This window comes from Erythrobacter sp. (assembly GCF_036351135.1).
In the GTDB taxonomy this organism is placed as follows: Bacteria; Pseudomonadota; Alphaproteobacteria; order Sphingomonadales; family Sphingomonadaceae; genus Erythrobacter.
In genome coordinates, this window is the sequence record NZ_JAZBON010000037.1 from 1 (window position 1) to 22,016 (window position 22,016).

General features: G+C 64.1%; 30 protein-coding genes and 1 pseudogene. 17 read left to right on the forward strand and 14 right to left on the reverse strand.

The window, feature by feature from the left end; genetic code table 11:
* Positions 1 to 199 (forward strand): annotated as a pseudogene (locus V2I30_RS14230) (hypothetical protein); the annotation flags it as partial.
* A gap of 97 nt (positions 200 to 296) precedes the next feature.
* Here V2I30_RS14230 and V2I30_RS14235 read toward each other — a convergent pair.
* The gene (locus V2I30_RS14235) at positions 297 to 1,301 is read right to left on the reverse strand and encodes a DUF6607 family protein (protein WP_330662845.1); all 1,005 of its coding nucleotides are present in this window, start codon (positions 1,299 to 1,301) and stop codon (positions 297 to 299) included.
* 53 nt (positions 1,302 to 1,354) lie between these two features.
* Complete coding sequence (locus V2I30_RS14240; RefSeq protein ID WP_330662846.1) at positions 1,355 to 3,547, reverse strand: TonB-dependent receptor domain-containing protein; 2,193 nt, start codon at positions 3,545 to 3,547, stop codon at positions 1,355 to 1,357.
* A 259-nt stretch (positions 3,548 to 3,806) separates the two neighbouring features.
* Here V2I30_RS14240 and V2I30_RS14245 point away from each other — a divergent pair, with 259 nt between their 5' ends.
* The 6 genes from V2I30_RS14245 to V2I30_RS14270 all read left to right on the forward strand — a co-directional run bounded on the left by V2I30_RS14245 (position 3,807) and on the right by V2I30_RS14270 (position 9,476).
* The gene (locus V2I30_RS14245; protein ID WP_330662847.1) at positions 3,807 to 5,171 is read left to right on the forward strand and encodes an MFS transporter; all 1,365 of its coding nucleotides are present in this window, start codon (positions 3,807 to 3,809) and stop codon (positions 5,169 to 5,171) included.
* 67 nt (positions 5,172 to 5,238) lie between these two features.
* On the forward strand, positions 5,239 to 6,105 hold the full coding sequence (locus V2I30_RS14250) for an AraC family transcriptional regulator (protein ID WP_330662848.1): 867 nt from the start codon (positions 5,239 to 5,241) through the stop codon (positions 6,103 to 6,105).
* Between the two features lie 178 nt (positions 6,106 to 6,283).
* Positions 6,284 to 8,176, forward strand: coding sequence for a phosphomethylpyrimidine synthase ThiC (gene thiC, locus V2I30_RS14255; protein WP_330662849.1), 1,893 nt, complete (start codon positions 6,284 to 6,286; stop codon positions 8,174 to 8,176).
* A 5-nt stretch (positions 8,177 to 8,181) separates the two neighbouring features.
* Complete coding sequence (locus V2I30_RS14260) at positions 8,182 to 8,718, forward strand: DUF3833 family protein (protein WP_330662850.1); 537 nt, start codon at positions 8,182 to 8,184, stop codon at positions 8,716 to 8,718.
* A 236-nt stretch (positions 8,719 to 8,954) separates the two neighbouring features.
* Entirely contained in the window at positions 8,955 to 9,212 is a 258-nt protein-coding gene (locus V2I30_RS14265) for a cold-shock protein (RefSeq protein WP_330662851.1), read from the forward strand.
* A gap of 75 nt (positions 9,213 to 9,287) precedes the next feature.
* Entirely contained in the window at positions 9,288 to 9,476 is a 189-nt protein-coding gene (locus V2I30_RS14270) for a hypothetical protein (protein WP_330662852.1), read from the forward strand.
* Between the two features lie 16 nt (positions 9,477 to 9,492).
* Here the strand turns inward: V2I30_RS14270 and V2I30_RS14275 are convergent, their stop codons facing one another.
* Positions 9,493 to 10,206, reverse strand: coding sequence for a DUF2726 domain-containing protein (locus tag V2I30_RS14275; protein ID WP_330662853.1), 714 nt, complete (start codon positions 10,204 to 10,206; stop codon positions 9,493 to 9,495).
* Between the two features lie 258 nt (positions 10,207 to 10,464).
* Here V2I30_RS14275 and V2I30_RS14280 point away from each other — a divergent pair, with 258 nt between their 5' ends.
* From V2I30_RS14280 to V2I30_RS14295, 4 genes are all read left to right on the forward strand, one after another.
* On the forward strand, positions 10,465 to 10,647 hold the full coding sequence (locus V2I30_RS14280) for a hypothetical protein (protein ID WP_330662854.1): 183 nt from the start codon (positions 10,465 to 10,467) through the stop codon (positions 10,645 to 10,647).
* Between the two features lie 264 nt (positions 10,648 to 10,911).
* Positions 10,912 to 11,127 (forward strand): cold-shock protein, encoded by a 216-nt coding sequence (locus V2I30_RS14285; RefSeq protein WP_330662855.1) that lies wholly within the window; start codon positions 10,912 to 10,914, stop codon positions 11,125 to 11,127.
* Positions 11,128 to 11,228: 101 nt separating this feature from the next.
* The gene (locus V2I30_RS14290; RefSeq protein ID WP_330662856.1) at positions 11,229 to 11,453 is read left to right on the forward strand and encodes a hypothetical protein; all 225 of its coding nucleotides are present in this window, start codon (positions 11,229 to 11,231) and stop codon (positions 11,451 to 11,453) included.
* A gap of 173 nt (positions 11,454 to 11,626) precedes the next feature.
* On the forward strand, positions 11,627 to 11,935 hold the full coding sequence (locus V2I30_RS14295; RefSeq protein WP_330662857.1) for a hypothetical protein: 309 nt from the start codon (positions 11,627 to 11,629) through the stop codon (positions 11,933 to 11,935).
* A gap of 197 nt (positions 11,936 to 12,132) precedes the next feature.
* Here the strand turns inward: V2I30_RS14295 and V2I30_RS14300 are convergent, their stop codons facing one another.
* On the reverse strand, positions 12,133 to 12,558 hold the full coding sequence (locus V2I30_RS14300) for a pyridoxamine 5'-phosphate oxidase family protein (protein WP_330662858.1): 426 nt from the start codon (positions 12,556 to 12,558) through the stop codon (positions 12,133 to 12,135).
* Between the two features lie 148 nt (positions 12,559 to 12,706).
* Here V2I30_RS14300 and V2I30_RS14305 point away from each other — a divergent pair, with 148 nt between their 5' ends.
* The 3 genes from V2I30_RS14305 to V2I30_RS14315 all read left to right on the forward strand — a co-directional run bounded on the left by V2I30_RS14305 (position 12,707) and on the right by V2I30_RS14315 (position 14,405).
* Positions 12,707 to 13,051 (forward strand): HPF/RaiA family ribosome-associated protein, encoded by a 345-nt coding sequence (locus tag V2I30_RS14305; protein WP_330662859.1) that lies wholly within the window; start codon positions 12,707 to 12,709, stop codon positions 13,049 to 13,051.
* A gap of 185 nt (positions 13,052 to 13,236) precedes the next feature.
* Entirely contained in the window at positions 13,237 to 13,821 is a 585-nt protein-coding gene (locus tag V2I30_RS14310) for a fasciclin domain-containing protein (protein WP_330662860.1), read from the forward strand.
* 131 nt (positions 13,822 to 13,952) lie between these two features.
* A complete protein-coding gene (locus V2I30_RS14315) occupies positions 13,953 to 14,405 on the forward strand; it encodes a COG3650 family protein (RefSeq protein WP_330662861.1) in 453 nt (150 codons plus the stop codon).
* 33 nt (positions 14,406 to 14,438) lie between these two features.
* Here V2I30_RS14315 and V2I30_RS14320 read toward each other — a convergent pair whose 3' ends face one another.
* A complete protein-coding gene (locus V2I30_RS14320; protein WP_330662862.1) occupies positions 14,439 to 15,920 on the reverse strand; it encodes a S41 family peptidase in 1,482 nt (493 codons plus the stop codon).
* Between the two features lie 314 nt (positions 15,921 to 16,234).
* Here V2I30_RS14320 and V2I30_RS14325 point away from each other — a divergent pair, with 314 nt between their 5' ends.
* The gene (locus V2I30_RS14325) at positions 16,235 to 16,846 is read left to right on the forward strand and encodes a YbhB/YbcL family Raf kinase inhibitor-like protein (RefSeq protein ID WP_330662863.1); all 612 of its coding nucleotides are present in this window, start codon (positions 16,235 to 16,237) and stop codon (positions 16,844 to 16,846) included.
* 75 nt (positions 16,847 to 16,921) lie between these two features.
* Positions 16,922 to 17,173: an SWIB/MDM2 domain-containing protein gene (locus V2I30_RS14330; RefSeq protein ID WP_330662864.1), complete on the forward strand. Its 252-nt coding sequence runs from the start codon at positions 16,922 to 16,924 to the stop codon at positions 17,171 to 17,173.
* 1 nt (position 17,174) lies between these two features.
* Here V2I30_RS14330 and V2I30_RS14335 read toward each other — a convergent pair whose 3' ends face one another.
* From V2I30_RS14335 to V2I30_RS14345, 3 genes are read right to left on the reverse strand one after another with little or no spacing between them, the layout of a single operon-like run.
* The gene (locus V2I30_RS14335) at positions 17,175 to 17,456 is read right to left on the reverse strand and encodes a DUF3253 domain-containing protein (RefSeq protein WP_330662865.1); all 282 of its coding nucleotides are present in this window, start codon (positions 17,454 to 17,456) and stop codon (positions 17,175 to 17,177) included.
* Between the two features lie 10 nt (positions 17,457 to 17,466).
* Entirely contained in the window at positions 17,467 to 17,874 is a 408-nt protein-coding gene (locus V2I30_RS14340) for a DoxX family protein (RefSeq protein WP_330662866.1), read from the reverse strand.
* Complete coding sequence (locus tag V2I30_RS14345) at positions 17,871 to 18,338, reverse strand: cupin domain-containing protein (protein ID WP_330662867.1); 468 nt, start codon at positions 18,336 to 18,338, stop codon at positions 17,871 to 17,873. Before V2I30_RS14345 ends, V2I30_RS14340 begins: the two co-directional genes overlap by 4 nt.
* 54 nt (positions 18,339 to 18,392) lie before the next feature.
* Here V2I30_RS14345 and V2I30_RS14350 point away from each other — a divergent pair, with 54 nt between their 5' ends.
* On the forward strand, positions 18,393 to 19,760 hold the full coding sequence (locus tag V2I30_RS14350; protein ID WP_330662868.1) for a dipeptidase: 1,368 nt from the start codon (positions 18,393 to 18,395) through the stop codon (positions 19,758 to 19,760).
* A 7-nt stretch (positions 19,761 to 19,767) separates the two neighbouring features.
* Here the strand turns inward: V2I30_RS14350 and V2I30_RS14355 are convergent, their stop codons facing one another.
* From V2I30_RS14355 to dapD, 6 genes are all read right to left on the reverse strand, one after another.
* On the reverse strand, positions 19,768 to 19,932 hold the full coding sequence (locus tag V2I30_RS14355; protein ID WP_330662869.1) for a hypothetical protein: 165 nt from the start codon (positions 19,930 to 19,932) through the stop codon (positions 19,768 to 19,770).
* Between the two features lie 54 nt (positions 19,933 to 19,986).
* The gene (locus V2I30_RS14360; RefSeq protein WP_330662870.1) at positions 19,987 to 20,322 is read right to left on the reverse strand and encodes a DUF3140 domain-containing protein; all 336 of its coding nucleotides are present in this window, start codon (positions 20,320 to 20,322) and stop codon (positions 19,987 to 19,989) included.
* 3 nt (positions 20,323 to 20,325) lie between these two features.
* Positions 20,326 to 20,517 (reverse strand): DUF3008 family protein, encoded by a 192-nt coding sequence (locus V2I30_RS14365; protein WP_330662871.1) that lies wholly within the window; start codon positions 20,515 to 20,517, stop codon positions 20,326 to 20,328.
* 5 nt (positions 20,518 to 20,522) lie between these two features.
* Complete coding sequence (locus tag V2I30_RS14370; protein ID WP_330662872.1) at positions 20,523 to 20,756, reverse strand: DUF2945 domain-containing protein; 234 nt, start codon at positions 20,754 to 20,756, stop codon at positions 20,523 to 20,525.
* 103 nt (positions 20,757 to 20,859) lie between these two features.
* On the reverse strand, positions 20,860 to 21,015 hold the full coding sequence (locus tag V2I30_RS14375; RefSeq protein ID WP_330662873.1) for a hypothetical protein: 156 nt from the start codon (positions 21,013 to 21,015) through the stop codon (positions 20,860 to 20,862).
* A gap of 109 nt (positions 21,016 to 21,124) precedes the next feature.
* Positions 21,125 to 21,961, reverse strand: a complete 837-nt coding sequence (gene dapD / locus V2I30_RS14380) for a 2,3,4,5-tetrahydropyridine-2,6-dicarboxylate N-succinyltransferase (protein ID WP_330662874.1) — start codon at positions 21,959 to 21,961, stop codon at positions 21,125 to 21,127.
* Positions 21,962 to 22,016 lie beyond the last annotated feature (55 nt).

The window sequence follows — 22,016 nt, forward strand, 5'->3', positions numbered from 1 at the left end:
GAAAGCGGGCGGTGGGCTCGCCAAGGCGATCGGCGGACTGGCCGCGCTTGTGGGCGTCATCGCGATAATCGCCAACGCTGCCTCCATGGCGGCAGGCCGCGATGTCTTTGGCGAATTTCCGCTCGCGGGCGGATCGGGCGTACTGGCGACGGTGCTGCTCGCGCTGTGCCTCAAGAGCGGCGTCGTCACCCGCGACTGACCGGGGCGAAAAAAAGACCCGCTTCGCTTACGCAAGCGAAGCGGGCCAAGAGCGATGCGCCGTTAGTTGGGGGGCGACGCACCGCTTGGAGGGTAGTTCAACCGCCGCCGCGTGCGGTGCCGTTTTCGATCAGGGCCACCGCTTCGCGCGCAGCCTCTTCGGATGCCATTTCGCCGTCCTTGATCTCGTCGGCGAGTTTCAGGAGCTCGGCGGCGATATCGGTGCCGTAATTGGCTTCCTGCGCGATGCGGATGCCGCCATTGGCTGCGGCGACCTCATCCCACTTGGCGCGCACGGCTTGCCAGTAATCGCTCGTCTTATCCCAATAGCCTTCCGCTGCGGCGACGTTGTAGTCGTCGAAGCGCTCATAGGTGTTGAGGACATATTCCTGCACCACCGGAACCAGCTCGCCGCTGCCGTCTTCCGCGGGCATCATCTTGGTGTTGTCCTGCCAGTGGATCCAGCCCGTCGGCGTAATCTGGTGGCGGTTGATCCCGATATAGCGATCGTAGATGGGATCGCGGGTCGCATCGCGGCGGGCGAGCGGGCGGGTGGTCCAGTTGGAGCGCCAGCGCACCGTGCCATTGGTCTCCTCCCACTGGCCCCAGCCAGCATAGCGCGGGCTGTCGTCGACCTGGTAGACGGTCTGCGACCAGCGACCGGCGCGCATGGGTTCGGGGACGGGGGTTAGCTCCCAGCTGTCGCCGCCCTGGTAGGTGAGGATTTCAGTCGGCTCGTACTGCCAGTCCTGCCGCCAGTGCTTGACGACATAGGGGTTCTCTTCCGAACCGACGACGAGGAGGTGCTGGAGCACGATCCGCTCGCCCGTATCCTCGATCACGCGCACGCTTTCATAGCCGCCGGAGACCTTGGCATCGATCGGCTCATAGCCTTCGAGCCACGCGGTGGATTCCTGCATGTCGAATGTGACCTTGAAGTCGCCCGCCATTGCGAGGATTCGCTCGCGGTCGGCCTTGAACGCGGCGGCTTCGGCAGCTTCGCTGCGTTCGATCGGATCGTCGGCAAGTGCCGGGGCCGGAGCGGCGATCAGGGCGGCGGCGGCGAGGCCGGAGGCGAGAAGGGTCTTGGAAAGTCGAAGCATGGCAGTTCCATCCTTTGCGCTAGTGAGAATGATATACAATAACAGTCGAAGGATCAAAAGCCTTTTGTCCAGGAAAGCGCGGCTTTGAAGTTGCGGCCGGGCTGGAAGACGCCGGCATTGACCACTTCGAAGGCGGTGTCGGCGACGTTGTCGACGCCCAGATCGACGCGGAAATCGCGCAACGGCCCGGTGTCGGGCTGGTAGACGAGGTAGATGTCGGAGCGCAGGTAATCGTCGCGGACTTCGAGGGGATCGTTGACCTCGTCGAACTCGGTCGCGAGGGTGAAGCGCGCGCCTAGGCGTAGGCCGGTCTCGCCGATGCGCGAGCCGAGATCGACGAACAGGATATCGGGCTGGAGCACCCCTTCGAGGAACGCGCCGCTATCCGCGTCCACCCCGTCGATCGAAGAGAAATTGCCGCGTGCGTAGAACCAGTCGGAGCGGTAGTCGAACTCGACTTCGATCCCGCTGATCTCGGCGTTGCGGATGTTGATGTTCTGGCTGGTATTCCCGAATTCGGCGCCCGTCCCGCAAGGCGGAACGAAGGGGCTGGGGGTAAAGCAGCCGGCGGGAATGTTGACGTCGAGCCCGATGAGATTGTCGACATCGCTTTCGTAGTAGGAGCCCTTGATCGTCAGCCGGTCGCCGTCTGCGATGAGGTCCGGCAGGTCGAGCCCGGCGCCGAATTCGTAGCTCTCCGATTCCTCGGGCTGGAGGGCGGCGTTGCCGATGAAGAGGTTCGAGACGAAGCGCGGCCCCATCGGTCCGGGCGCGGCGGAAAGGTCCGGGATCACGAAATGCGTCCCGTCGGCAAAGGCCTCGTTGAAGGAGGGCGCGCGGAAACCGAGCGCGTAATTGCCGAACAACAGCAGCTCGGGGATCGGCTTGTAGGAGACGCCGATCTTTGGCGAGAATTCGTCGTCGTCGATTTCGAAGACCTCTCCCTCGGCCTCGGATTGGAAGGAGTCCCAGCGAATGCCGGGAATGACACTGAGCTCGCCCGGAATGGCGCCGAGATCGGCGAGGGTCAGCTCGGCCTGCACGAACAGCCCAATGAAATCGGTCTCGGCATCCGGCACCCCGCCGCGCGTCCCGTCACCAGTCGCGGTGTCTAGGCCGGTCTGTTCGTCGCGGTAATATTCCCCGCCATAGGTGAGCGTGAGGCTGGATCCGGCGCCCAGATCGAAGCGCGAGCGGTTGTCGATGAGCACGCCGAAGGTCTCGACCTCGCGGTCCGCGACGCGCGGTGTGCCTATCGTGTCCTCCTCCACGCCGTTGCGCGAATAGTAGCCTACGGCATTGAGGTCGATCGCATCGCTCGCCGGGTTCCAGTTCAGCCCTACCTGTGCCGTGTCGCTGACGATGTCGCGAAAGACGAGTTCGTTGTCGGGTCCAGCAAGGTTCGCCCCTTGCGGGTTCTGTGGATCGGTCGCGTCGAGTTCGAACCGGGTGTAGGAAGCGCTGATTTCGAACGCGTCGCTGGGCCGGGTGGTAAGCTTCAAGAGCGAGGAAGTGATCTCGTCATCGGCGGGGAGGGTGGAGCCGTCGCCCAGTTCGATGTCGCCCGCGGTGCGGTAGGTGAAATGGCCGAGCGCATCCCACACGCCGTCCGAGGACTGACCTGCGACCGTGCCGCCCACGCGGAATTCGTCGTTCACCGACTGGTATCCGGTGGCGAGCTTCACCGCAAAACGCTCGCCATCCTCGACGAGATCGCGTGCGGTGACCGTACGGGTCGCGATCACACCGCCCAGTGCGCCTGAGCCGTAAAGCGCCGAGGACGGCCCGCGCACGACTTCGACGGTCTGCACCAGTTCGGGATCGATGAAGAAGCGCCCGTCATGGCCCGAGGCAAAGCTCTGCCGTGCGCCGTCCTGAAAGATCAGCACGGCATTGCCGCCGAGGCCGCGAATATTGGGCGTATCGCCCGTGCGCCGCGGGCCGGAATCGAACGTCGCTCCGGGGATCGCGACGAAGATGTCCTGCAAGGTAGAGGCGTTGAAATCCTCGATCTCCTCGCGTTCGACCACGGTGACCTGTCCGGGGAAATCGTAGGCTTCTGTCGGGTTGCGGGTCGCGACAACGGTGATCTGGCCGACGATGGGTGCGGCTGCGGCGCCAGACGCGCTGTCATCGACAGCCTCAGCTGCCGTTTCAGCCGCAGCAGGCGCGGCGGCGAGGGCAATGGCAAGGGAGAAGGCGGAGGCGAGCGTGGTGCCGAGGGGGATACGAAGCGGGCGTCTCATCGATCTCTTTCTGCAAGTGCGAGTGATTCGCAGTTACAGAAAGAGATCGAATGGCGTCAACATAGTTTTGATAATCATTTGCAGAAAAGGTGTGGGTGGCGTCCTTTTAGTTCTCTCTCTTCCGACACCGCACATTGCCCTCGTCACCCCCGCGCCACGCCCTGAAACATCGCGCGAAAACCACTTTGTCGCATTTGTTCAAGCGGCACCACGCGATGCTTGGCCATCATGCGCTCAAGCAATGGGGGAAGCACGCATCATGGCGGCGATCATCGACAATCCGGAAACGGTCTATCGCCGCGGCCTCTTGTTCTATGCGCTCACCACCATCCCGGCGACCATGCTCGGCGTCTTCTTCACCAACTTCTATTTCATCTATGCAACCGACGTCCTGCTCGTCGCCCCCGCCGTCGTCGGCACTTTGCTCGCAATTGCGCGCATCTATGACGGGGTTTCGGATGTCGCCATCGCCACATGGTCCGACCGGTCGGAGAGCAAGGCCGGAAGACGCCGACCCTTCATCCTTGCAGGCGGCTTGATGGCTTGTTTTGCAGGCGCGCTTTGGCTGGTTCCGGAAGGGCTGGGCGAAATCGGCACGATCGTCTGGATCTTCTTCGCACTCATATGGGTGCAGACCACCTTCACCTTGCGCAGCATCCCGATCCGCGCCATCGGGATCGAGGCCGGGAAGACGCCCAGACGCCGTACCCTCTACGCCATTCTGGTTCCCTTTCTCGTCATTCCCGGCGTCATCGCCATGAACTTCGTCGGGCAGAACGTGCTCCAAGCCGAAGACCCCCGCGCCGCCATGATGCCATGGGCCATCGGGCTGGGCGCGCTCGTCACGGTGCTGACCCTCGCGCTCTATCCCCTGCTCAAGGAGCTTCCCGCACGCCACACAAAGGTCGAGCGCAACGTGTTCGGCATGCTGAAAGAGGTGCTTGGCGTGGGCTATCACCGCCAGCTTATCGGGGTGCAGTTCGCCGAAAGCTTCGCCTTTACAAGCCTCGCCTTCAGCGTGCCCTACATGCTGCGCTATGTGATCGATCGCCCCGACATGATCGCCGTCATCTTCGCCGCCTACCTGGTCATTCAGCGGGTCACGGGTTTCGCCTGGTATGCCATGATCCCGCGCTGGGGAATGCGCGCGATCTGGACCAAGGGATTGCAATTGTGGCTCTTGGTGTTCGCCCTGATCCCGTTCGTCCTGTGGGGAGGGTTCCCGCTCTACCTCACGCTTGCGATCCTCGCAGGGATCGCCGGGGGGGCGGCATCGGTGAACTTCGCCATGCTCGGCGATATTGCGGATTACGATGCGCGGCTTTCCGGGAGGCAGCGCCAGGGCATTTACATGACGATCTATCGTCTGGTCGGCAATATCGGCGGCGCAGCCACGGGCTTTGCGCTTGGCTGGCTCCTGCAACTGAGCGGCTTCGTCGCCAATGCAGAGCAGAGCGAGGCCACCCTTGGCGCGATCATCGCATCGTCGAGCATCCTGCCGATCGTCGGCGTCGTCATCGGGCTTGCGCTGCTGTCGCGCTACCGGCTCTACGAGCGCGAGGGCATGAGCGACGGCAAGCGGCAAGCCGAAGAGACCATCGGTGGGAAGCTAGCCGCCGCTTGATTGCGCTCAATGAGGGGGCCTTCGGTGCGATTGACTTGAGACGCGCATGCTCCGCATAAAGCGGCGCATGTCGATCGCGCTTGCCTTGCCCGACGAGAAGCTCGCCGGGCTCGTCGAAAGCTATGGGTTCTTCGCGATGGAACTGCGCGACCAGATGACGGTGGGCGCGGGGCTTGTCGCCTTTAACATCTCCGACACCCAGATCGAGGTGGACGGGGTGCGGCGCGACGCTTCGGCCCTGTTCGGGGTGAACACGGACCCGGTCTTTGTTCGCTATTCGTTGGGATCGGACCCGGTCCTGACCATGCGGGTTGCGCCGGGCGCCTATGACAGGATGCTGGGCATCGACATGCAGCGCGAGGCGGGCGTGGTCGATGTCGATCCGAAGCGGCACCCCATCCTTGCGGGCATCGACCGGACCTTGCGGGCCGCTCCCAAGGATGCCGTGAGCCAGTTCCGCGCGCTCGATACAGCGCTGCTCGATTGCCTTCCCGCGGCGGCTCCCGCTGGCCTTGCCGAACGCTTCTGGCACTACGCGCTGGCCCGCGAGGGCGACGTGATAATTGCAGAGGCCGCAGACGACCTTGGCTGCACCACCCGCTCGCTCGAGCGTGCCTGCGCGAAGCGGCTGGGACGAACGCCCAAGCGCATCGCGCGCGGAATTCGCGTCGCCCGCACGCATTGGCGCGCAGCCGAAACGAGCGAGCGCCCTGAGCTGTCGGCGGACTTCGCCTATGCCGATCTGCCGCATTACCTGAACGAGATGCGCAGGATTACCGGCATGAACCGCCGCGAATTTTCGCGCAGCTACGAAGCCGAGCTGGCCCTGCCCTATCGGTATTTCTGGCCCGATGGCCGCGAAGCGACCGGCGATGAGGAGAAGACCTCGTGGCTCGCCGAGCGCGAGAGGCGTTGGAAGCTCGGTTCGACCTAGCCGCTCTGGACGACGCGGCCGCGAGAGCCTATGCCGTTCCCATCCCCGGGGAGCGAGCTTTCGCTGAGAGGGGCAGGTGGCGCTGTCCGACCCGTCGAACCTGAACCGATTAGCATCGGCGGAGGGAGTGGGCCGGTCGTGAGGTTTGGGCCCGCACTCCGTCACTAGGAGAGCGTAAATGGCCGACATCAATTCCCCCGTAGAAATCGGCGTAACCACCGGACCCATTCGCGGCTCGCGTAAAATTCACGTGGGCGCGCGCACCGGCTCCGGCGTGCAGGTCGCGATGCGCGAGATCGACCTTGAAGGCGGTGAGGCTCCGGTGCGGGTCTACGATACCTCCGGCCCGTACACGGACCCTGACGTTGCTATCGACATCAATGCAGGCCTCGCCGCAAAGCGCACGGACTGGATTCGCGCGCGCGGGGATGTCGAGGAATACGACGCGCGCGAGGTGAAGCCGGAAGACAACGGCCAGCTCGGCCCCGACCGTTCGGGCGGCGTCCCGCAATTTCCGAACACTGTGAAACGCCCGCTGCGCGCCAAGCCAGGCATGAACGTCTCCCAGATGCACTATGCTAGGCAGGGCATCATCACCCCCGAAATGGAATACGTCGCCGAGCGCGAGAACCTTGGCCGCGAGATCGCCAAGGACTTCGTGCGCGATGGCGAGGATTGGGGTGCGGAAATCCCCGATGTCATCACGCCCGAATTCGTGCGGAGCGAAGTCGCGCGGGGCCGTGCGATCATCCCCTCTAACATCAACCATCCCGAGAGCGAACCGATGGCGATCGGGCGCAACTTCCTCGTGAAGATCAACGCCAACATCGGCAACTCCGCCGTCGCATCCGACGTTGCGCAGGAAGTCGACAAGATGGTGTGGGCGACCCGCTGGGGCGCGGACACGATCATGGACCTTTCCACGGGCCGCAACATCCACGACACGCGCGAATGGATCATCCGCAACTCCGCCGTGCCGGTCGGCACCGTGCCGATCTACCAGGCGCTCGAGAAAGTCGGCGGCGTGGCCGAAGACCTCACCTGGGAAGTCTTCCGCGACACGCTGATCGAGCAGGCCGAACAGGGCGTCGACTATTTCACCATCCATGCGGGTGTGCGCCTGCCCTACGTCCCGCTCGCCGCCAAGCGCGTAACCGGCATCGTCTCCCGCGGCGGTTCCATCATGGCGAAATGGTGCCTCGCGCATCACAAGGAGAGCTTCCTCTACGAGCACTTCGACGAGATCACCGAGATCATGAAAGCCTACGACATCGCCTATTCGCTGGGCGACGGCCTGCGCCCCGGCTCTATCGCCGACGCCAATGACGAAGCGCAATTCGCCGAGCTTTACACGCTGGGCGAACTCACCAAGCGCGCCTGGGAGCAGGACGTGCAGGTCATGATCGAGGGGCCGGGCCACGTGCCCATGCACAAGATCAAGGAGAACATGGAAAAGCAGCTGGAGGCGTGCGGCGAGGCGCCGTTCTACACGCTCGGCCCGCTCGTGACCGACATCGCGCCGGGTTACGACCACATCACCAGCGGCATCGGCGCGGCGCAGATCGGCTGGTACGGCACCGCGATGCTCTGCTACGTCACGCCCAAGGAGCACCTCGGCCTCCCCGACCGCGACGATGTGAAGGTGGGTGTCGTCACCTACAAACTCGCCGCCCACGCCGCCGACCTCGCCAAGGGCCACCCGGCGGCGCAGGTGCGCGACGACGCGCTGTCGAAGGCACGCTTCGAATTCCGCTGGCGCGACCAGTTCAATCTGTCCTTGGACCCCGACACTGCCGAGCAATACCACGACCAGACGCTCCCCGCAGAAGGCGCCAAGACCGCCCACTTCTGCTCGATGTGCGGCCCCAAATTCTGTTCGATGAAGATCAGCCAGGAAGTGCGCGAGTTTGCAGCGAAGCAGAACGCCGACAGCTACCTGGCGAGCGAGGATTTGAAGGGGGAGAACACGGAAGCGGAGCGCGAGGCGAACCGCGAGGGGATGGAAGAGATGAGCCGGGTGTACAAGGAGAAGGGCGAGCGGTTGTATTTGCCTGAAGACGCCGCGGAATAGCGGCGATGGGGTTCGCAAAACCGGCCCGTATCATCGCCGTCGCCTTCATGGCGCTGTGGCTTCCCGCCTGCGCGAGCCTGCCCGAGGAGGGCTTCACAATGGTCCCGCGGGCGGAGGCGCCCGCCTTCGATCCGATCGCTTTCTTCGCAGGGCGCACTATGGGCACGGGCAAACTCGACAAGGGTGTGCTCGGCACGGTCCCGGTGCGCGTGGAAAGCGTGGGCCTGGTCGAGGCCGACGGAAGGCTGGTGCTGACACAGGACATCTACGAAGGCGAAAAGGAAGTCCGCACCCGCATCATGACCGCGCAGGCCAAGGGGCAGGGCGTCTATGATGCGCGGCTCTCCGATGTCTTCGGCCCGGTCCGCATCTGGACGCGCGGCAACATGATGACGGTGCGCTACACGATGGACGGCAATTACGATGTCACCCAAACCGTGACCTTGGCTCCCGGCGGCCAACGCGCGACCAACGCGACGCGCATCGAACTGCTAGGCGCGACGGTGGCGGTGCTCAGCGAGGAGATTGTGCGGGCGGATTGAAGGCGTAAAATCTTGGTCGTAGGCCCCGCATTCGATTGTTCGTCCCAAGTATTTGCAAATAATAGCGCGGGCTTGATTGCAATCTTCCTCATGATACCCATATATAAGCTTGCTACCAGTCGTGATCGACGGTCATGAATATTCAGAAGTATTCCTTTCCCCACATCTCCGCTTTTTAGCATCGCGCACAAGCGATCGCTTTCGATCGTCTGCGCGAGACAGAAGGAGTATTCACCATGGCCCATACCGGCAAAATCAAATCATACGACACTGCCAAGGGCAGCGGCATGATCACCCCCGAGAAGGGCGGCGACGCGCTGCCGTTCAACAAGTCCGACCTGCAACAGCAGGGACAGGAACCGCGCGCCGGTCAGGCCTACGCCTATGAGACTCGCGAAGTGAATGGCGGAAAGGTCCACGCGACCAGCCTGCAAATGGAACAGGGCAAGTCGCCTGAAGGCCAGAAGGACCAGGCCCGAAAGCAACAGGGCTGATCGTCCGACATTGCCGGGGGCAGGCCCATTTGGCCCCGCCCCCGGTGATGCTTTTGCGGATTGCGGGAGAACGAGATGAAGATAAAAGAATTGCTGCGAGCTCACAGGCTTTCCTCGGCGAGAGCCCACGAGGCCGACACGGTAAAAGCTCGCGAGACCGAATTCGACATGATCACGGTCATCGCCAAGAAACTGCGCGCGCTGCGCAAGGGAGACAAACCCTCGCAGGAACCCATTACGGGCTCCACCGACGATAGGACTTGAATGCGGCGCTTATAGCCTACCGCGCCGCCGCTTTGCCAAACGCCCGCACCCGTTCATGGTAGGTCGGCACAAGCTTCTCGACGAGCGCGCGTAGTTCGCTCGGCGTGGTGTGGCCGGCGACCACTTCGTGATAGCCGATGCCGGCTTTCCTCAGCGCCTCTTTCTTTACCGCATCCCTCGCGGCGGCGGTTTCGCCTTTGTGGTGGCCGCTCCCCTGATATTCCAGGGCATGCACCACGCGGCAATTTTCATCCATCAGTGCGAAATCCACGCGCTTGGAATTCACTGCGAAAAACGCGTCCCTGTCGGGACTTGCGAGAAACTCACCGAGCGAGACCTGTGCCATCACCTGCCATCGCGGATTGCGGGCGATTACGGCGGCATCCAAGGTCTGAAACACCTTGGCCTCGGACCGGTTGAGAAGGGCGCGCGCGGTGAAGGGCGCTGCACTGACCTTTTTCAATTGGTCGGCGGCGAAATCCGCCTTTGATTCCTTTTGTGACCTCCCTTTGCGACCCGCCCAATAGGCCTTCTTTTTCGCGATCTTGTGCTTTTCCAAGATGACCTGCATCGCTAATATGAGCGACGCGAAGAACAGCGTAATTGCCATGATAATGGCGGCCAGGGGCCACGTGCTATTCAGTAACATCTCAATCATCGTTCGCCCTGCCGTATTTCTACTTTGTGGGACAATAATCGGGAGAAGTTGAGAAATCTTTCCTGCACGCACGCCGCACGCCTAGTCTTGCGCGCCATGTCCACCACCGGGCAGTCTCTCGCCAGCTAACCTCGCCCCGCCACCACCACGATAACCGCTAGCCATCCAGCCGTTTTACCTGTATACAACACCTCAGCTACCAGTCGCGATCGACGGCCTGCGGCGCTTCACGTGCGCCCCCTTCCTTCCATTACGCCTCTTAGCCGGCCTAGGGCCAAGCCGCATCCGCGCCTGTTCGGCGTGCGAGCGGGGAACGGAAGGATGCACGACATGGACCTCAACGAGCTTCTCTCCAATCACCAGCGCGCGGTGATGAACCAGCGGGCCAGCAACACCCGGGCGGATCGGGAAACCTATTTCGATCTCGTCGAATATTACGCCAAACGCATCCGCGATCACCGCCGGTCGAGCGGGGTGGGCGATCATCGCTGGGCGATACGGGCGGGACATTGAACGCGGAGCGCTGAAAACACCGGCCGCGAACAATAATTAGCTTTTCCCGCAATTCCCTGCTAGACCATCTCTCGCTGACGTCGGAATTTGCGACGGACTTCGAAATTTGCGCTCCGCCGCTTGCCATCTGGCTGCCCCAATAGGGACACCCAACCGGCCCCGGCGTTAACCGGACGACGACTTCCTTTCATCTGAACGAATGACGCACGACCGCCCGGCATGTCGCCGCGCGGCAACACCCACGTTCTTGAAAGGAACGATTATATGTCCAGCAAAACTGGCACCGTGAAATTCTTCAACACCGACAAGGGCTATGGCTTTATCCAGCCCGACGACGGCTCGGCCGACAGCTTCGTCCACATCTCCGCCGTTCAGGCCGCGGGCATGCACGGGCTCGATAAGGAGCAGCGTCTCAATTACGAGGTCGAGACCGGCCGCAACGGCAAGGAAAGCGCGGTCAACCTGTCCGCTGCCGACTGACGCGTGAGCAAAGGAGCGGCGGGCGGTTTGCCAATCGCGGTCATCGCCCGCCGCTCCATCGCCGGGGGGGATCCCTTCCATCTCGTAACGGGGACAACACAATGGTTCAGACATTCGAATTCTACAAAGAGCGTGCCGAAGAAGCGGCACAGCGCGCCGAAGACGCGACGCTTGAAAACGTGAAGACCCGTGAACTGCGCGCGCAAAAGAGCTGGATGACGCTGGCGAATCAGGCGCGCCGAACCGTTGAGGCCCGCGAAAAAGCCGAAGCGACCCGCATCGCCAAGCGCGAGGCCGAGGCCGCCGAAGCCGCCGCGTCGGAGTAACGCGCAGCGCTCCTGATAGAGGGGTATGACGCCTTCACTTTAGCCTGATTTCCGCGGACGCGGCGCCATTGCTGCCGCGCTTACGGCTCCGCCCTGGGTCCCCGCTTTCGCGGGGATGACGTGCGGCGGGCGGGCTTTCCTACACGTAAGCGGCGCGCCTAATCCTCGGCGCCATGTCCACCACCAAACCCGATCTCACCCGCTGGACCGGCGCCAAGGCGTCGGCCTTCCTCAAACTCCTCGCCCGCACCGGGAAGGTCGCGCCTGCTGCCCGCTCGGTCGGCATGACGCGCCAGTCGGCCTATCGCCTGCGGGCGCGGGCTCCCGAATTTGCGAGATACTGGGACGCGGCGATGGAAGTGGCGGCGAACCGTAAGGCGTCGGCGGGGACGGGGCAGCGGGGTAAGCCCGTCCATCCGCTTCTGGCCAAGGGGCCTCCAAACGCGCGACCCGACCACGATGCGACGCGCGGTGCAGAGTGACACCGAGCGGTGGCCAAGGTGACACTTCGCAGCGCCCGAGCGTGACACTTTGCCGCCGCCGGGTGACACTTCGCGCGCCCCAGGTTCACGCTTCACGCGCCAGTGTTACGGTTTCGCCGCGTAGGGTGACACAATCATGGTTTTCCGCCCTGGACCGTGTTCCACCTGTTCCATCGCGTTGGAAAACCCGCGCCGGGTCAGCCTTCGATCACGACCTCGCCATCCTCGCGGCCTTCCCACCAGGCGATGCGCGCGGGGCGGACTTCGATCAGGATCAGGCCTTCGGTGTCGAGACCGTTCTCGAACCACTTCTCCAGCTCGGGCGTCCAGTGCTTCTCCATCACCGCGCGGTCGTGGATTAGCGTGCCGGTGCCCTGAACGGCGGCGTAGAACTCGCCCTTCGCATAGGTCGCGCCGCACTCGTCCGAGCGTTTGAGGTCGTCGTCGATCCGGCCATCGTCGGTGGCGAAGTGATAGGTGGTGGCGTCATCGCGCTCGACCTGGCCGTTGTTGGACATCGGGCGCGCGGCGATCTGGGCGTCGGCGCCGGTCTTGGTAACGAGCATGCAGATGTCGATGTCGCGCAGGGTCTTGGTGATCTGGGAAAGGGTGCGGTCGGCCATGTGGGCTCCTTGTGGTCGAAGCGAGGGGAGTAGGCTTTCCCGCGATCAACGCATCCGAGGCGCATCCGTGCCCGATCGAATACCGCTTGCGGGCGCGGGGCTTCGTCTCCAGATGAGTGGATCAAGACCAAAAGAGGAGAAACCCCCGATGCAGTTCCAATTCAACTCCGACAGCAGCGTCATGGGCACCGAGAACGTGGCGACACGGATCGAGGACATGGTGCGCGAGAAGATCGCGCGGTTCGCGGACCGGCTGACGCGGGTGGAGGTGCATGTGCGCGACGTGAACAGTTCGAAGCACGGGGCGGACGACAAGGAATGCATGATCGAGGCGCGCCCGCGCGGCGGCAAGCCGATCGGGGTGCACGGCAAGGCGGACAAGGTCGACGACGCCGCGCGCAAGGCGGCGAATACGCTGGCGCAGCGGCTCGAGCGGCACTTCGGCAAGGGCGAGAAGGACAAGCACGCCGCGCGGCCCGACAAGGTGCTTTGAGCAAGGGCATTAAGCGCGCGCACGATGAGCCAGTGGCGGCGCCAGCGGCCCGCCCCAATTTTACCACATTTCTTGGAACAACTGCGGCAGACATGCTTTTGTATAGGTAATTGGAGCGGGCGCAATAATGCGCGACGCTGCTGCTGAATTTCCAGTAATGAACTGATTCCCAAAGGAAAACGACTATGAATTCGATCAAGAATACGTTCGCGACCACTCTTGCCGCCGCCAGCGCCCTGGCACTCGTCGCGTGTGCCCCTGATGCCGATACCGACGATGCCATGGTGGCCGACGAAACCGCGATGGCGGACGAGGCGACTGCGCCCGATACGATCGTTGCGGTCGCGCAGGGCGATGAGAACTTCTCGACCCTGGTCGAAGCGGTGACCGCCGCCGAACTCGGCGAAACGCTGTCGGGCGAAGGTCCGTACACGGTCTTCGCGCCGACCAACGACGCCTTCGGCAAGCTGCCCGACGGCACGCTGGAAACGCTGACTACCGAAGACACCGATACGCTCGGCAACATCCTCACCTATCATGTCGTCGAAGGCTCGATCGACGCCGCCACGCTGACCGCGGCGATCGCCGATGCGGGTGAGGAAGGCTACGAGATCAACACCGTCAATGGCGGCACGCTGACCGCGATGATGGACGGCGATGCCGTTGTGCTTACCGATGCGACGGGCGGCACCGCGCGCGTGACCGCGACGGATGTCGAGGCTTCGAACGGCATGATCCACGCGATCGACACCGTCCTGATGCCGCAGTAATTCGGACTGCCAAGATTACGTTGAAAGCGGGCGGGTCGCACCATGCGGCCCGCCCGCTTTCGCTTCCGGCCCGCGGCGTGGGGCCAAGCGCCGCTTTCCTACGCCGGCGAGCGCATGATAGGGCGCGCACGATGAGGATGCTCCCCTTCGCCCGTTATACGATCGCGTTTTGCGCGAGCGCATTTATCGCCGGCTGCGCCGATAGTCCGGGCGATATCAGCCGCGACGCCGAACCGTTTGCCGGCATCGCGGCGGACGAGACGATTACCGCGCTCGGCACCGAACCGTTCTGGAAGCTTGAAATCTCGCCCGAGGGTGGGCGCTACCAGGCGGTTTATGCGACCCCTGAAAATATCGACGGATCCGCCTTTACAGCCACGCGCTTTGCCGGGAATAACGGGCTCGGCTATTCGGGCGAGCTGGACGGCCGTGCGGTCAACCTCGCGCTCACGCCGGGCGAATGCTCGGACGGCATGAGCGACCGCGTCTATCCGTTTACCGCAACGCTGGCCGTGGGCGAGGAGACCTTGTTCGGCTGCGCCTATACCGACGCGGCGCCTTTCACCGGCGATCCGGCGCCGTGATCGGCCGTGCAGGATAGCTACCGTGTAAGGCGCTTAGAACAGACCCGGGATCTGCCATTGCGCCGCGCTGCGATTGGCCGGCGTCAGCATCTTGCGCCCGCGCACGCTTTGCGCGGTGATGCTGCTAGCGATAGGCGTACAGCTTTCGCCGCGTAGGAAGGACAGGGCGGTCGCCAGCGAATCCTCCGCCGGATCGCCCAATTGCCGGGTGAAGTCGTCGTCGGCGCGGCAGGTGTTGGGGACGACATCGGCAAGCCCATTGAAGTACTCGCCATTGCCGTTGGCATTGACCGTGCGGAAGGTCACCGCGCGAATGCGCAGGTCGCATTCCTCGAGGTCGAAGGCGAATTGGCCCACCGGTTTGCCCGACGTGTTCTGGCCGATGATCGCGATGTCCTCCGGTTCGAAATAGGGCAACATCGCGTTGACGACGAGCTCGCTCGCCGAAGCGCTGGCGTCGGTGGTGATAAAGGCGATCTTTTCGGGGCGCAGGGCGTTTGGCTCGGCCCTGAACAGCGCGGTGTCGTTGAATTCCGACTTTTCGGGCCGCAGAATGGTCTCGCTGAAGACCTGCCCCTCCAGCCCTTTGCCCAGTAGGTCGCCGAGCGTCTCCGCAACGCTCACGAGCCCGCCGCCATTGTAGCGGAAATCGAGGACCAGTTCGGTGACGTCGTTGGCGTTGAACAGCGCGAAGGCTTCGCGCAGCTGGTCCGCCGCGTCGGCGATAATGAAGGTGCGTAGATTGACGTAGCCGACGGTCCTGCTGCCATCGGAGATTATGCGGGCGCCATAGCGGTCGGAGATCGGATCGAGCGCGAATTCCTCCTTCGTCACGGTGGCAGTGATGACAGTGCCATCGGGCCGCGCGAACCGCAGGGTACGGGTGACGCCCGGATCGGACGGACCGAGCGCGTTGACCACGGCGCCGACCCCGCCCGAGGCGAGCAGTGCGCCGACGGACTCAAGGTTCGAGCCGTTGGTGCCGATCGCGAGCAATTCGACGCCGCGATCGAAGCCCGCATCGAAGGCCGGCCCGTTTTCGAAGGCCTCGAGCACGAAGACGCGGTTGTTCACCGTGTCGTAGTTCAGCCGGATACCGAAGCCCGCGCTCGAGCCCGAATTGATGAGCTCGTTCTCTTCCTCGATCGAGGTGGCGAACGTAAAGCCGACATCGCGCCGCTGCGCGCGCGCGGGCGCGACGCGGGCATCGAGAAAGCCCTGGACCGAATTGAAGGCGGCGGGATCGACATCAGCGAGCAGATCGGGGAAGAGATACCATTCCTCGAGCACGTCGTCGGCGAATTGCAGCTGGTTCTGGATCGCGCAGGTGCCGGTCGGCGGCGGGGGCGGCGTGGGTGTGGTGGTCGGCGATGGAACGGGCGTCGGGCTGGGGCCGGCGATCGGCCCCCGGTCGCTCGGCCCGCCGCCGCCGCAGGCCGCGAGCGCGATAGCGAGCGTCGCGGTAAGCGCGGTACGCGCAGCAGGGACGGGCGAGGGAAAGGAATGGATGGGCATGGGAAAGATCGCGACTCCGAAACGACAAGGTGGGCGATCCTCCACCAGCGGACCCCCCAGCCTTTCATGTCCTGCCCGAGCACGAACGGCAAGTCCGATCTGCGTAGGTATGATGTGCAGGGTGCTGGGAGGGGTGCCGCAGGGCGGGCGCGGACCGACGCGCGGTCACTATCTGCGCCGCCCGGGCAGCCATTTCCGCCGCCAGGAACGCGCGTATGAGCGCTTTTCCGCAACAAACCGGGGCAAATCGCCGCCTTTCCCCTCGTCTCGGCAGCATCCCTCGACTAGCAGGCGGGGAATGGAAAGACAGAATCATGCCTGAACTGCCAAGCTGGCTGACCGGCGCCCTGCCCGAATCCGCGCGCCATCCCGGTCTCGCGATCGCCCGGCTCGGCGATGCGAAGAGTTTCGAGCGCGGGGGGCTCAAGCTTTCGAGCCCGGCATTCGCAGCCGGCGGGCAGCTCGATCCGTGTTTCACCGCCACGGAAGAGGACGCAGTCGCGCCGCCGCTCGAATGGACGGCGCCGCCGCCGGGTTCGCAGGAGCTGATCGTGATCGTCGAGGACGCCACCGGCGGCGCCGGTGCAGCGGGCGAGCCGGCGTGTCACTGGCTGGTCTGGGGACTCGCCGGACAGCGCGGCAAGCTGCTTGAAGGAGAGGCCCCGCCGCGCACCGGCAAGAACGCGCACGGCAATTCGGAATGGCTCCTGCCGGACCCGCCGATCGGGGAGACGCGCGACTACGTGTTTCAGCTGTTCGCGACCGATCTGCCGCTGACCCTCATGCCGGGGGCGAGCCGCGAAGAGCTGATCCATGCGATCGAGGGTTCCGTCACCGGTTGCAGCGTGCTCCACGCGCAGTTCACCGGGGTCGAGGCCGCCGATGCCAGCATGATCGACGATCCGATAGATGGGGACATGACCTGATCCGCCGCGGTCGCCGGCATGGTGGCCGCTCGCATAATCCAAGAGCAATAGCGTAGAAAACAAGGGAGACTGAATATGGCAGCAAAGACCAACGCACTGCAAAAGCCGGTGAACCTGTCGAGCGATCTGGAGAACGTCGTCGGCAAGGGTCCGATGACGCGCGCCCAGGTGACCTCGAAGGTCTGGGAATATATCAAGGCGAACGACCTGCAGGATTCCAAGGACAAACGGCAGATCAATCCGGACAAGAAGCTGGGCGCGGTGATCGGCCACGACCAGATTTCGATGTTCAAGATGACGGCTGCGGTATCCAAGCACCTCAGCTGAGTTAGCGGAAGCTGACGGCTTCCCTCGAGGCGGACCGGCGCGTGGCGATGCGATAGGCACCGCGGCGCCGGTCCAGCCGCCGACCGCGCCAGGAAATGGCGATGTCGCGGCGCCCCAGCATCGTATCGACCGCTTCGTGCACCCCCGCCATCAGCGCGCGCCAGTCGCCGCCTTTGCCGGCGAGACGGCGGGCGACCTCGCTCGGGCAGATCGTCTTGCCGGGCCCGCGCTGCGCCAGCAATTCGGCGATAGCGTCTTCTGCGACGTTCGGCGAAGGGGTCACGGACATCTCGCTACCCGGCACGCGCATCCTTGCGGTGCGGAATACGCACCTCTCCCGCCCACAACGCCCACACGATAAGGACCGGCTGCGCCAGCATGCGCGGCACGTGATAGGGCAGTCCCAGCCCGCCATCCTCGCGCGCCATGTCCATTGCGAAGTGATTGATATTTGCCGGCCACACGCACAGCGCATAGAGCGCAAGTCCGATCCCGGCGGCGCGGCGCAGGCGGATGTCGAAGGGCTGGACGAGCGCCATCGCGCCCGCGATCTCGGCAACGCCCGTCCAGAAGACGATCGCCTCGGGGTAGGGCACCATTTCCGGCATGATCGACAGGAACGGCTCTGGCCGGAGGACATGCATTACCCCGGCAAAGCCGTAGAATGCGGCGAGCACCAATCTCAGGACAACGCGGATCATGCGGCAGCGTCCTGATTGGGTGTGGAGTTGGGCGACCAGCCGGGCGGCGCGAGTTCGAAGGCGGAAAACTCAAAGCCCGGGACGACGATGCAGGAGACGAGGCAATAGCCGACGGCCGAGGATTGCAGCTGCGCCGCCTGCCAGGCTCCGGCCGGAACGCGGGCTTGCAGCTCATGTCCGGAGGCGGGGGAGGGGCCGAGCACGACGGTGCTGACACGCTTCTCGTCCCCGTCGGCAGTGCGCAATTCAAGCGGGTCGCCGCCCTGCCACAGCCAGAGCTCGTCCGCATCGATGCGGTGCCAGTGCGACGCTTCGCCCGCTGCCAGCAGGAACTGGATCGCGGTGCCGCTCGCCCGTCCGTCCGCGCCGGGGGCGCCGCGCCAGGTCTCGCGATACCACCCGCCCTCGGGATGCCGCGCCAAGCCCAATTGTTCGATCAGCCCGGCCGCGCTATTCGGGTTCATTCTCGCCGCTCCCAGTCGCTTCGGGGGCCAGTCCTATCGGGAGAAAGCCCCATTATGCAACCTGCCCAGCGCCGCACCCAGAGCCCGCGCCTTCCCGCGATCCTTCCGCTACTCGCGCTCGTAAGTCTCGCCGCCGCCCCGCTTGCCGCGCAGGATACAGCGCCGCCGCCGATCGAGGATGCCGCGGTGGCGACCGAACCGGCGCCCGCGCCCGCACCCGATCCCGCGCTCGAAGCCGCGCTCGTCGCGCTCGACATCGCGCCGGTGTTCGATGGGCATAACGATCTGCCGATCCAGCTGCGCGCACGGTTCGACAATCAGTTGGGCGGTTTCGACTTCACCGACACCACCGATACCGGCGCGGCCCATCCCGAAGGCCGGGTGATGCACACCGACCTCGCGCGGCTTCGCGAAGGCCGGGTCGGCGCACAATATTGGTCGGTCTATGTGCCCGTCAGCCTTTCCGAACCCGAAGCGGTGCGTATGACGATGGAGCAGATCGACGTGATGAAGCGGCTGATCGCGCGCTATCCGGACGCACTCGCCTATGCCGAAACCTCCGGCGACATCGAGACCGCCATCGCCAATGGCCGCGTCGCGTCGCTGCTGGGCATGGAAGGAGGCCATTCGATCGGATCGAGCCTCGCCGTGCTGCGCCAGATGTACGACCTGGGCGCGCGCTACATGACGCTGACGCATAGCGAGAACACCCCCTGGGCTGACAGCGCGACCGACGAGTCCGAGCATGGCGGCCTCACCGATTTCGGCAAGGACGTGGTGCGCGAGATGAACCGGATCGGTATGCTGGTGGATCTCAGCCATGTCAGCGAAGAGGCGATGCACGACGCGCTCGACGCCTCGCGCGTGCCGGTAATCTTCAGTCATTCGGGCGTGCGGGCGGTCAATGGCCATGCGAGGAACGTGCCCGAGAGCGTGCTCGCGCGCCTGCCCGAGAATGGCGGTATTGTAATGGTGGTGGGGCTTCCCGGCTTTCTCAACGAGGAAAGACGTCAATGGTATGCCGCGCGCGTTGCCGAAGAAGCCCGGCTCGAGTCGCTCAATCTGGGACAGCCGGGAATCGTCGAGGCGGCGATGGCCCAATGGGACGCGGCCAATCCCGAACCGGCGACGACGATCGGGCACATGGCCGACCACATCGATCACATCAGAGACACGATCGGCGTCGAACATATCGGCATCGGCGGCGATTTTGACGGCATGCCGACCGGGCCCGACGGTTTCGAGGATGTGAGCGGCTATCCGCAGCTTTTCGCCGAACTGGTGCGCCGCGGCTATTCGCAGGTCGAGCTCGAACTGATCGCGAGCCGCAATGCCATGCGCGTCTTGCGCGAAGCCGAACGCTACGCCGCGCGCGCCGCCGGGCAGCCGCCGATCGAGCGGCTGATCCCGGAGGCGGATTAGGCGATCTTCAGAGGTATAGCGCCGGGACGATCCAGGCGAGGCTCATCGCCGCGATCGCGAGCGTCAGACTGGCGATAAGCACATAGGGCGTCAGGTCGTCATCGACCTCGGCGCGTATGGCGATGGCTGTAGCGCGTGCGGGGATGCGGGGTTGGGCAGGCATGGTCGACATGGATCATTCCATTCATGCCCCCATTCGCCGCCGGCGCGCGATCGGTTACGCGCCTCAATCGTCCTTCATCGGATCGTGGCCCCAATTCATCAGGCTGTAGCGCCAGTCGGTGTCCTCGACATCGCCGTCGGGCTGCTGCGAGAGGTGGCGCTTGATGTAGTTGTTGACCTTGTTCATGTGCTCGAACTGGTCGTCGGTCAGGTCGTCCTTATTCGTGCGCTTGATCTCCACGATGCGCCGGCCCGATTTGTGGCCGGTGCTCTCGCCGTCATCGCTGTCGCCGACCGACTTCGATTCCTCGGTCTCGAGCCATTCCTCGAGCTCCTTGGGCTGCATGTTCACGCGGTCGTAGAACGTGTCGTAGATCTCGTCTTTCTCGTCGCTGTCCATGGCTCAGTCCTCGTCCGCGGTGTCGGGCAGGTCCTCTCGCGAGGTCGAGGCCATTTCCTCGAGCTCGTCTTCGGACATGCTTTCATACATTTCGACCGACGCACCCTGCAGGTCGGACTTGTCCTGCTCGCCGCGCTTGGCGGCGAGCGCTGCGCCCGCCGCCTGTTGCTGTGCTTTGCTCTTGGCCTTGGGCACGGCGCTCAGTCCTTGTCCCAGTCTTCGAGCTCGGACCCGCGTTTCAGGACCTTGTCGCCGTCTTCCTGCTTGATCAGGTAGGCGGGATTGTCCTTATCGCCGTCCTTGGTGACTTCGCTGCCCTGCAGGGTGCGCGTCACTTCTTTTTCGAAGCGCTCTTCGATCTGGCCCTTGCCATAACCATCGCCCCATTCCCATTTTACGTATTGGTTGGTCTGGAAGCTGTTGGAATTGCTCATTGTCGTCTCCGTAAAGGGTTTACGGGAGAGACAACGCAAGCTCGCTCGCAGCGTTCCGGGAGGCGCGCACTAACGGACGCAGGGGGCAAGAGCCCGTTCGACGTCAGGCAAAGAGTGCGGGAATGATCCAGACCAGGCTCATCGCGACCACGGCGAGAACCAGGCTGATGCCGAGTATCCACCGCAGGATGCCAGGCGTGCTCGCCGCGCGAGCGTCATCGTCCTCGATGTGGACTTCGTTGTCTTTTTCGTATGCCATACAATCTCCGTTTGGATGTCTTATAGCCGAGAGGACGTCGCCCGGGAAAGAGGCGATTGCGCACCCGGGCGGGTGCGAGGGAAGATTGCGCGAGGGAAAGGGGACCGGGTTAGTCGCGCAGCAGCTCGTTGATACCGGTCTTAGAGCGGGTCTGCGCATCGACCGTCTTGACGATCACAGCGCAATAGAGCGATGGGCCGGGCGAGCCGTCCGGCAAGTCCTTGCCCGGCAGCGATCCGGGGACGACGACGGCATATGGCGGCACTTCGCCGCGATGCACTTCGCCGGTGGCGCGGTCAACGATCTTGGTCGATGCGCCGAGATAGACCCCCATCGACAGCACAGCGCCTTCGCCCACGCGCACGCCCTCGGCGACTTCCGCGCGCGCGCCGATGAAGGCGCCGTCGCCGATGATGACGGGTTCGGCCTGGAGCGGCTCGAGCACGCCGCCGATACCGGCGCCGCCCGACAGGTGGACGTTCTTCCCGATCTGCGCGCATGAGCCGACCGTCGCCCAGGTATCGACCATCGTGCCTTCGCCGACATAGGCGCCGATATTGACGAAACTCGGCATCAGAACCGCGCCCTTGCCGATGAAACTTCCACGCCGCACGATCGCGCCCGGCACCGCGCGAAAGCCCGCCTCGCTAAAGCGGCTGTCGCCCCAGCCGGCGAATTTCAGAGGCACCTTGTCATAGGCGGATTCGCCGCCGGCGGCGGTTTCCATCACGCGGTTGTCGTTGAGGCGGAAGGAGAGAAGCACGGCTTTCTTTAGCCATTGATTGACCCGCCAGCCGCCCTCGCCGTCGGGCTCGGCCACGCGTTCCTCGCCATTGTCGAGCAGCTTGATCGCCTGGCCGACCGCGTGGCGCACGTCGCTTCCCGGCGAAAGCGTGTCGCGCGCCTCCCAGGCTTCCTCGATCTGATCGATCAATGCTTTGGTCATGCTGGGCCGTGTCTCCTTGCGCCGTCCGGTCGTGCGACGAAGCTGCTAGCTTGCA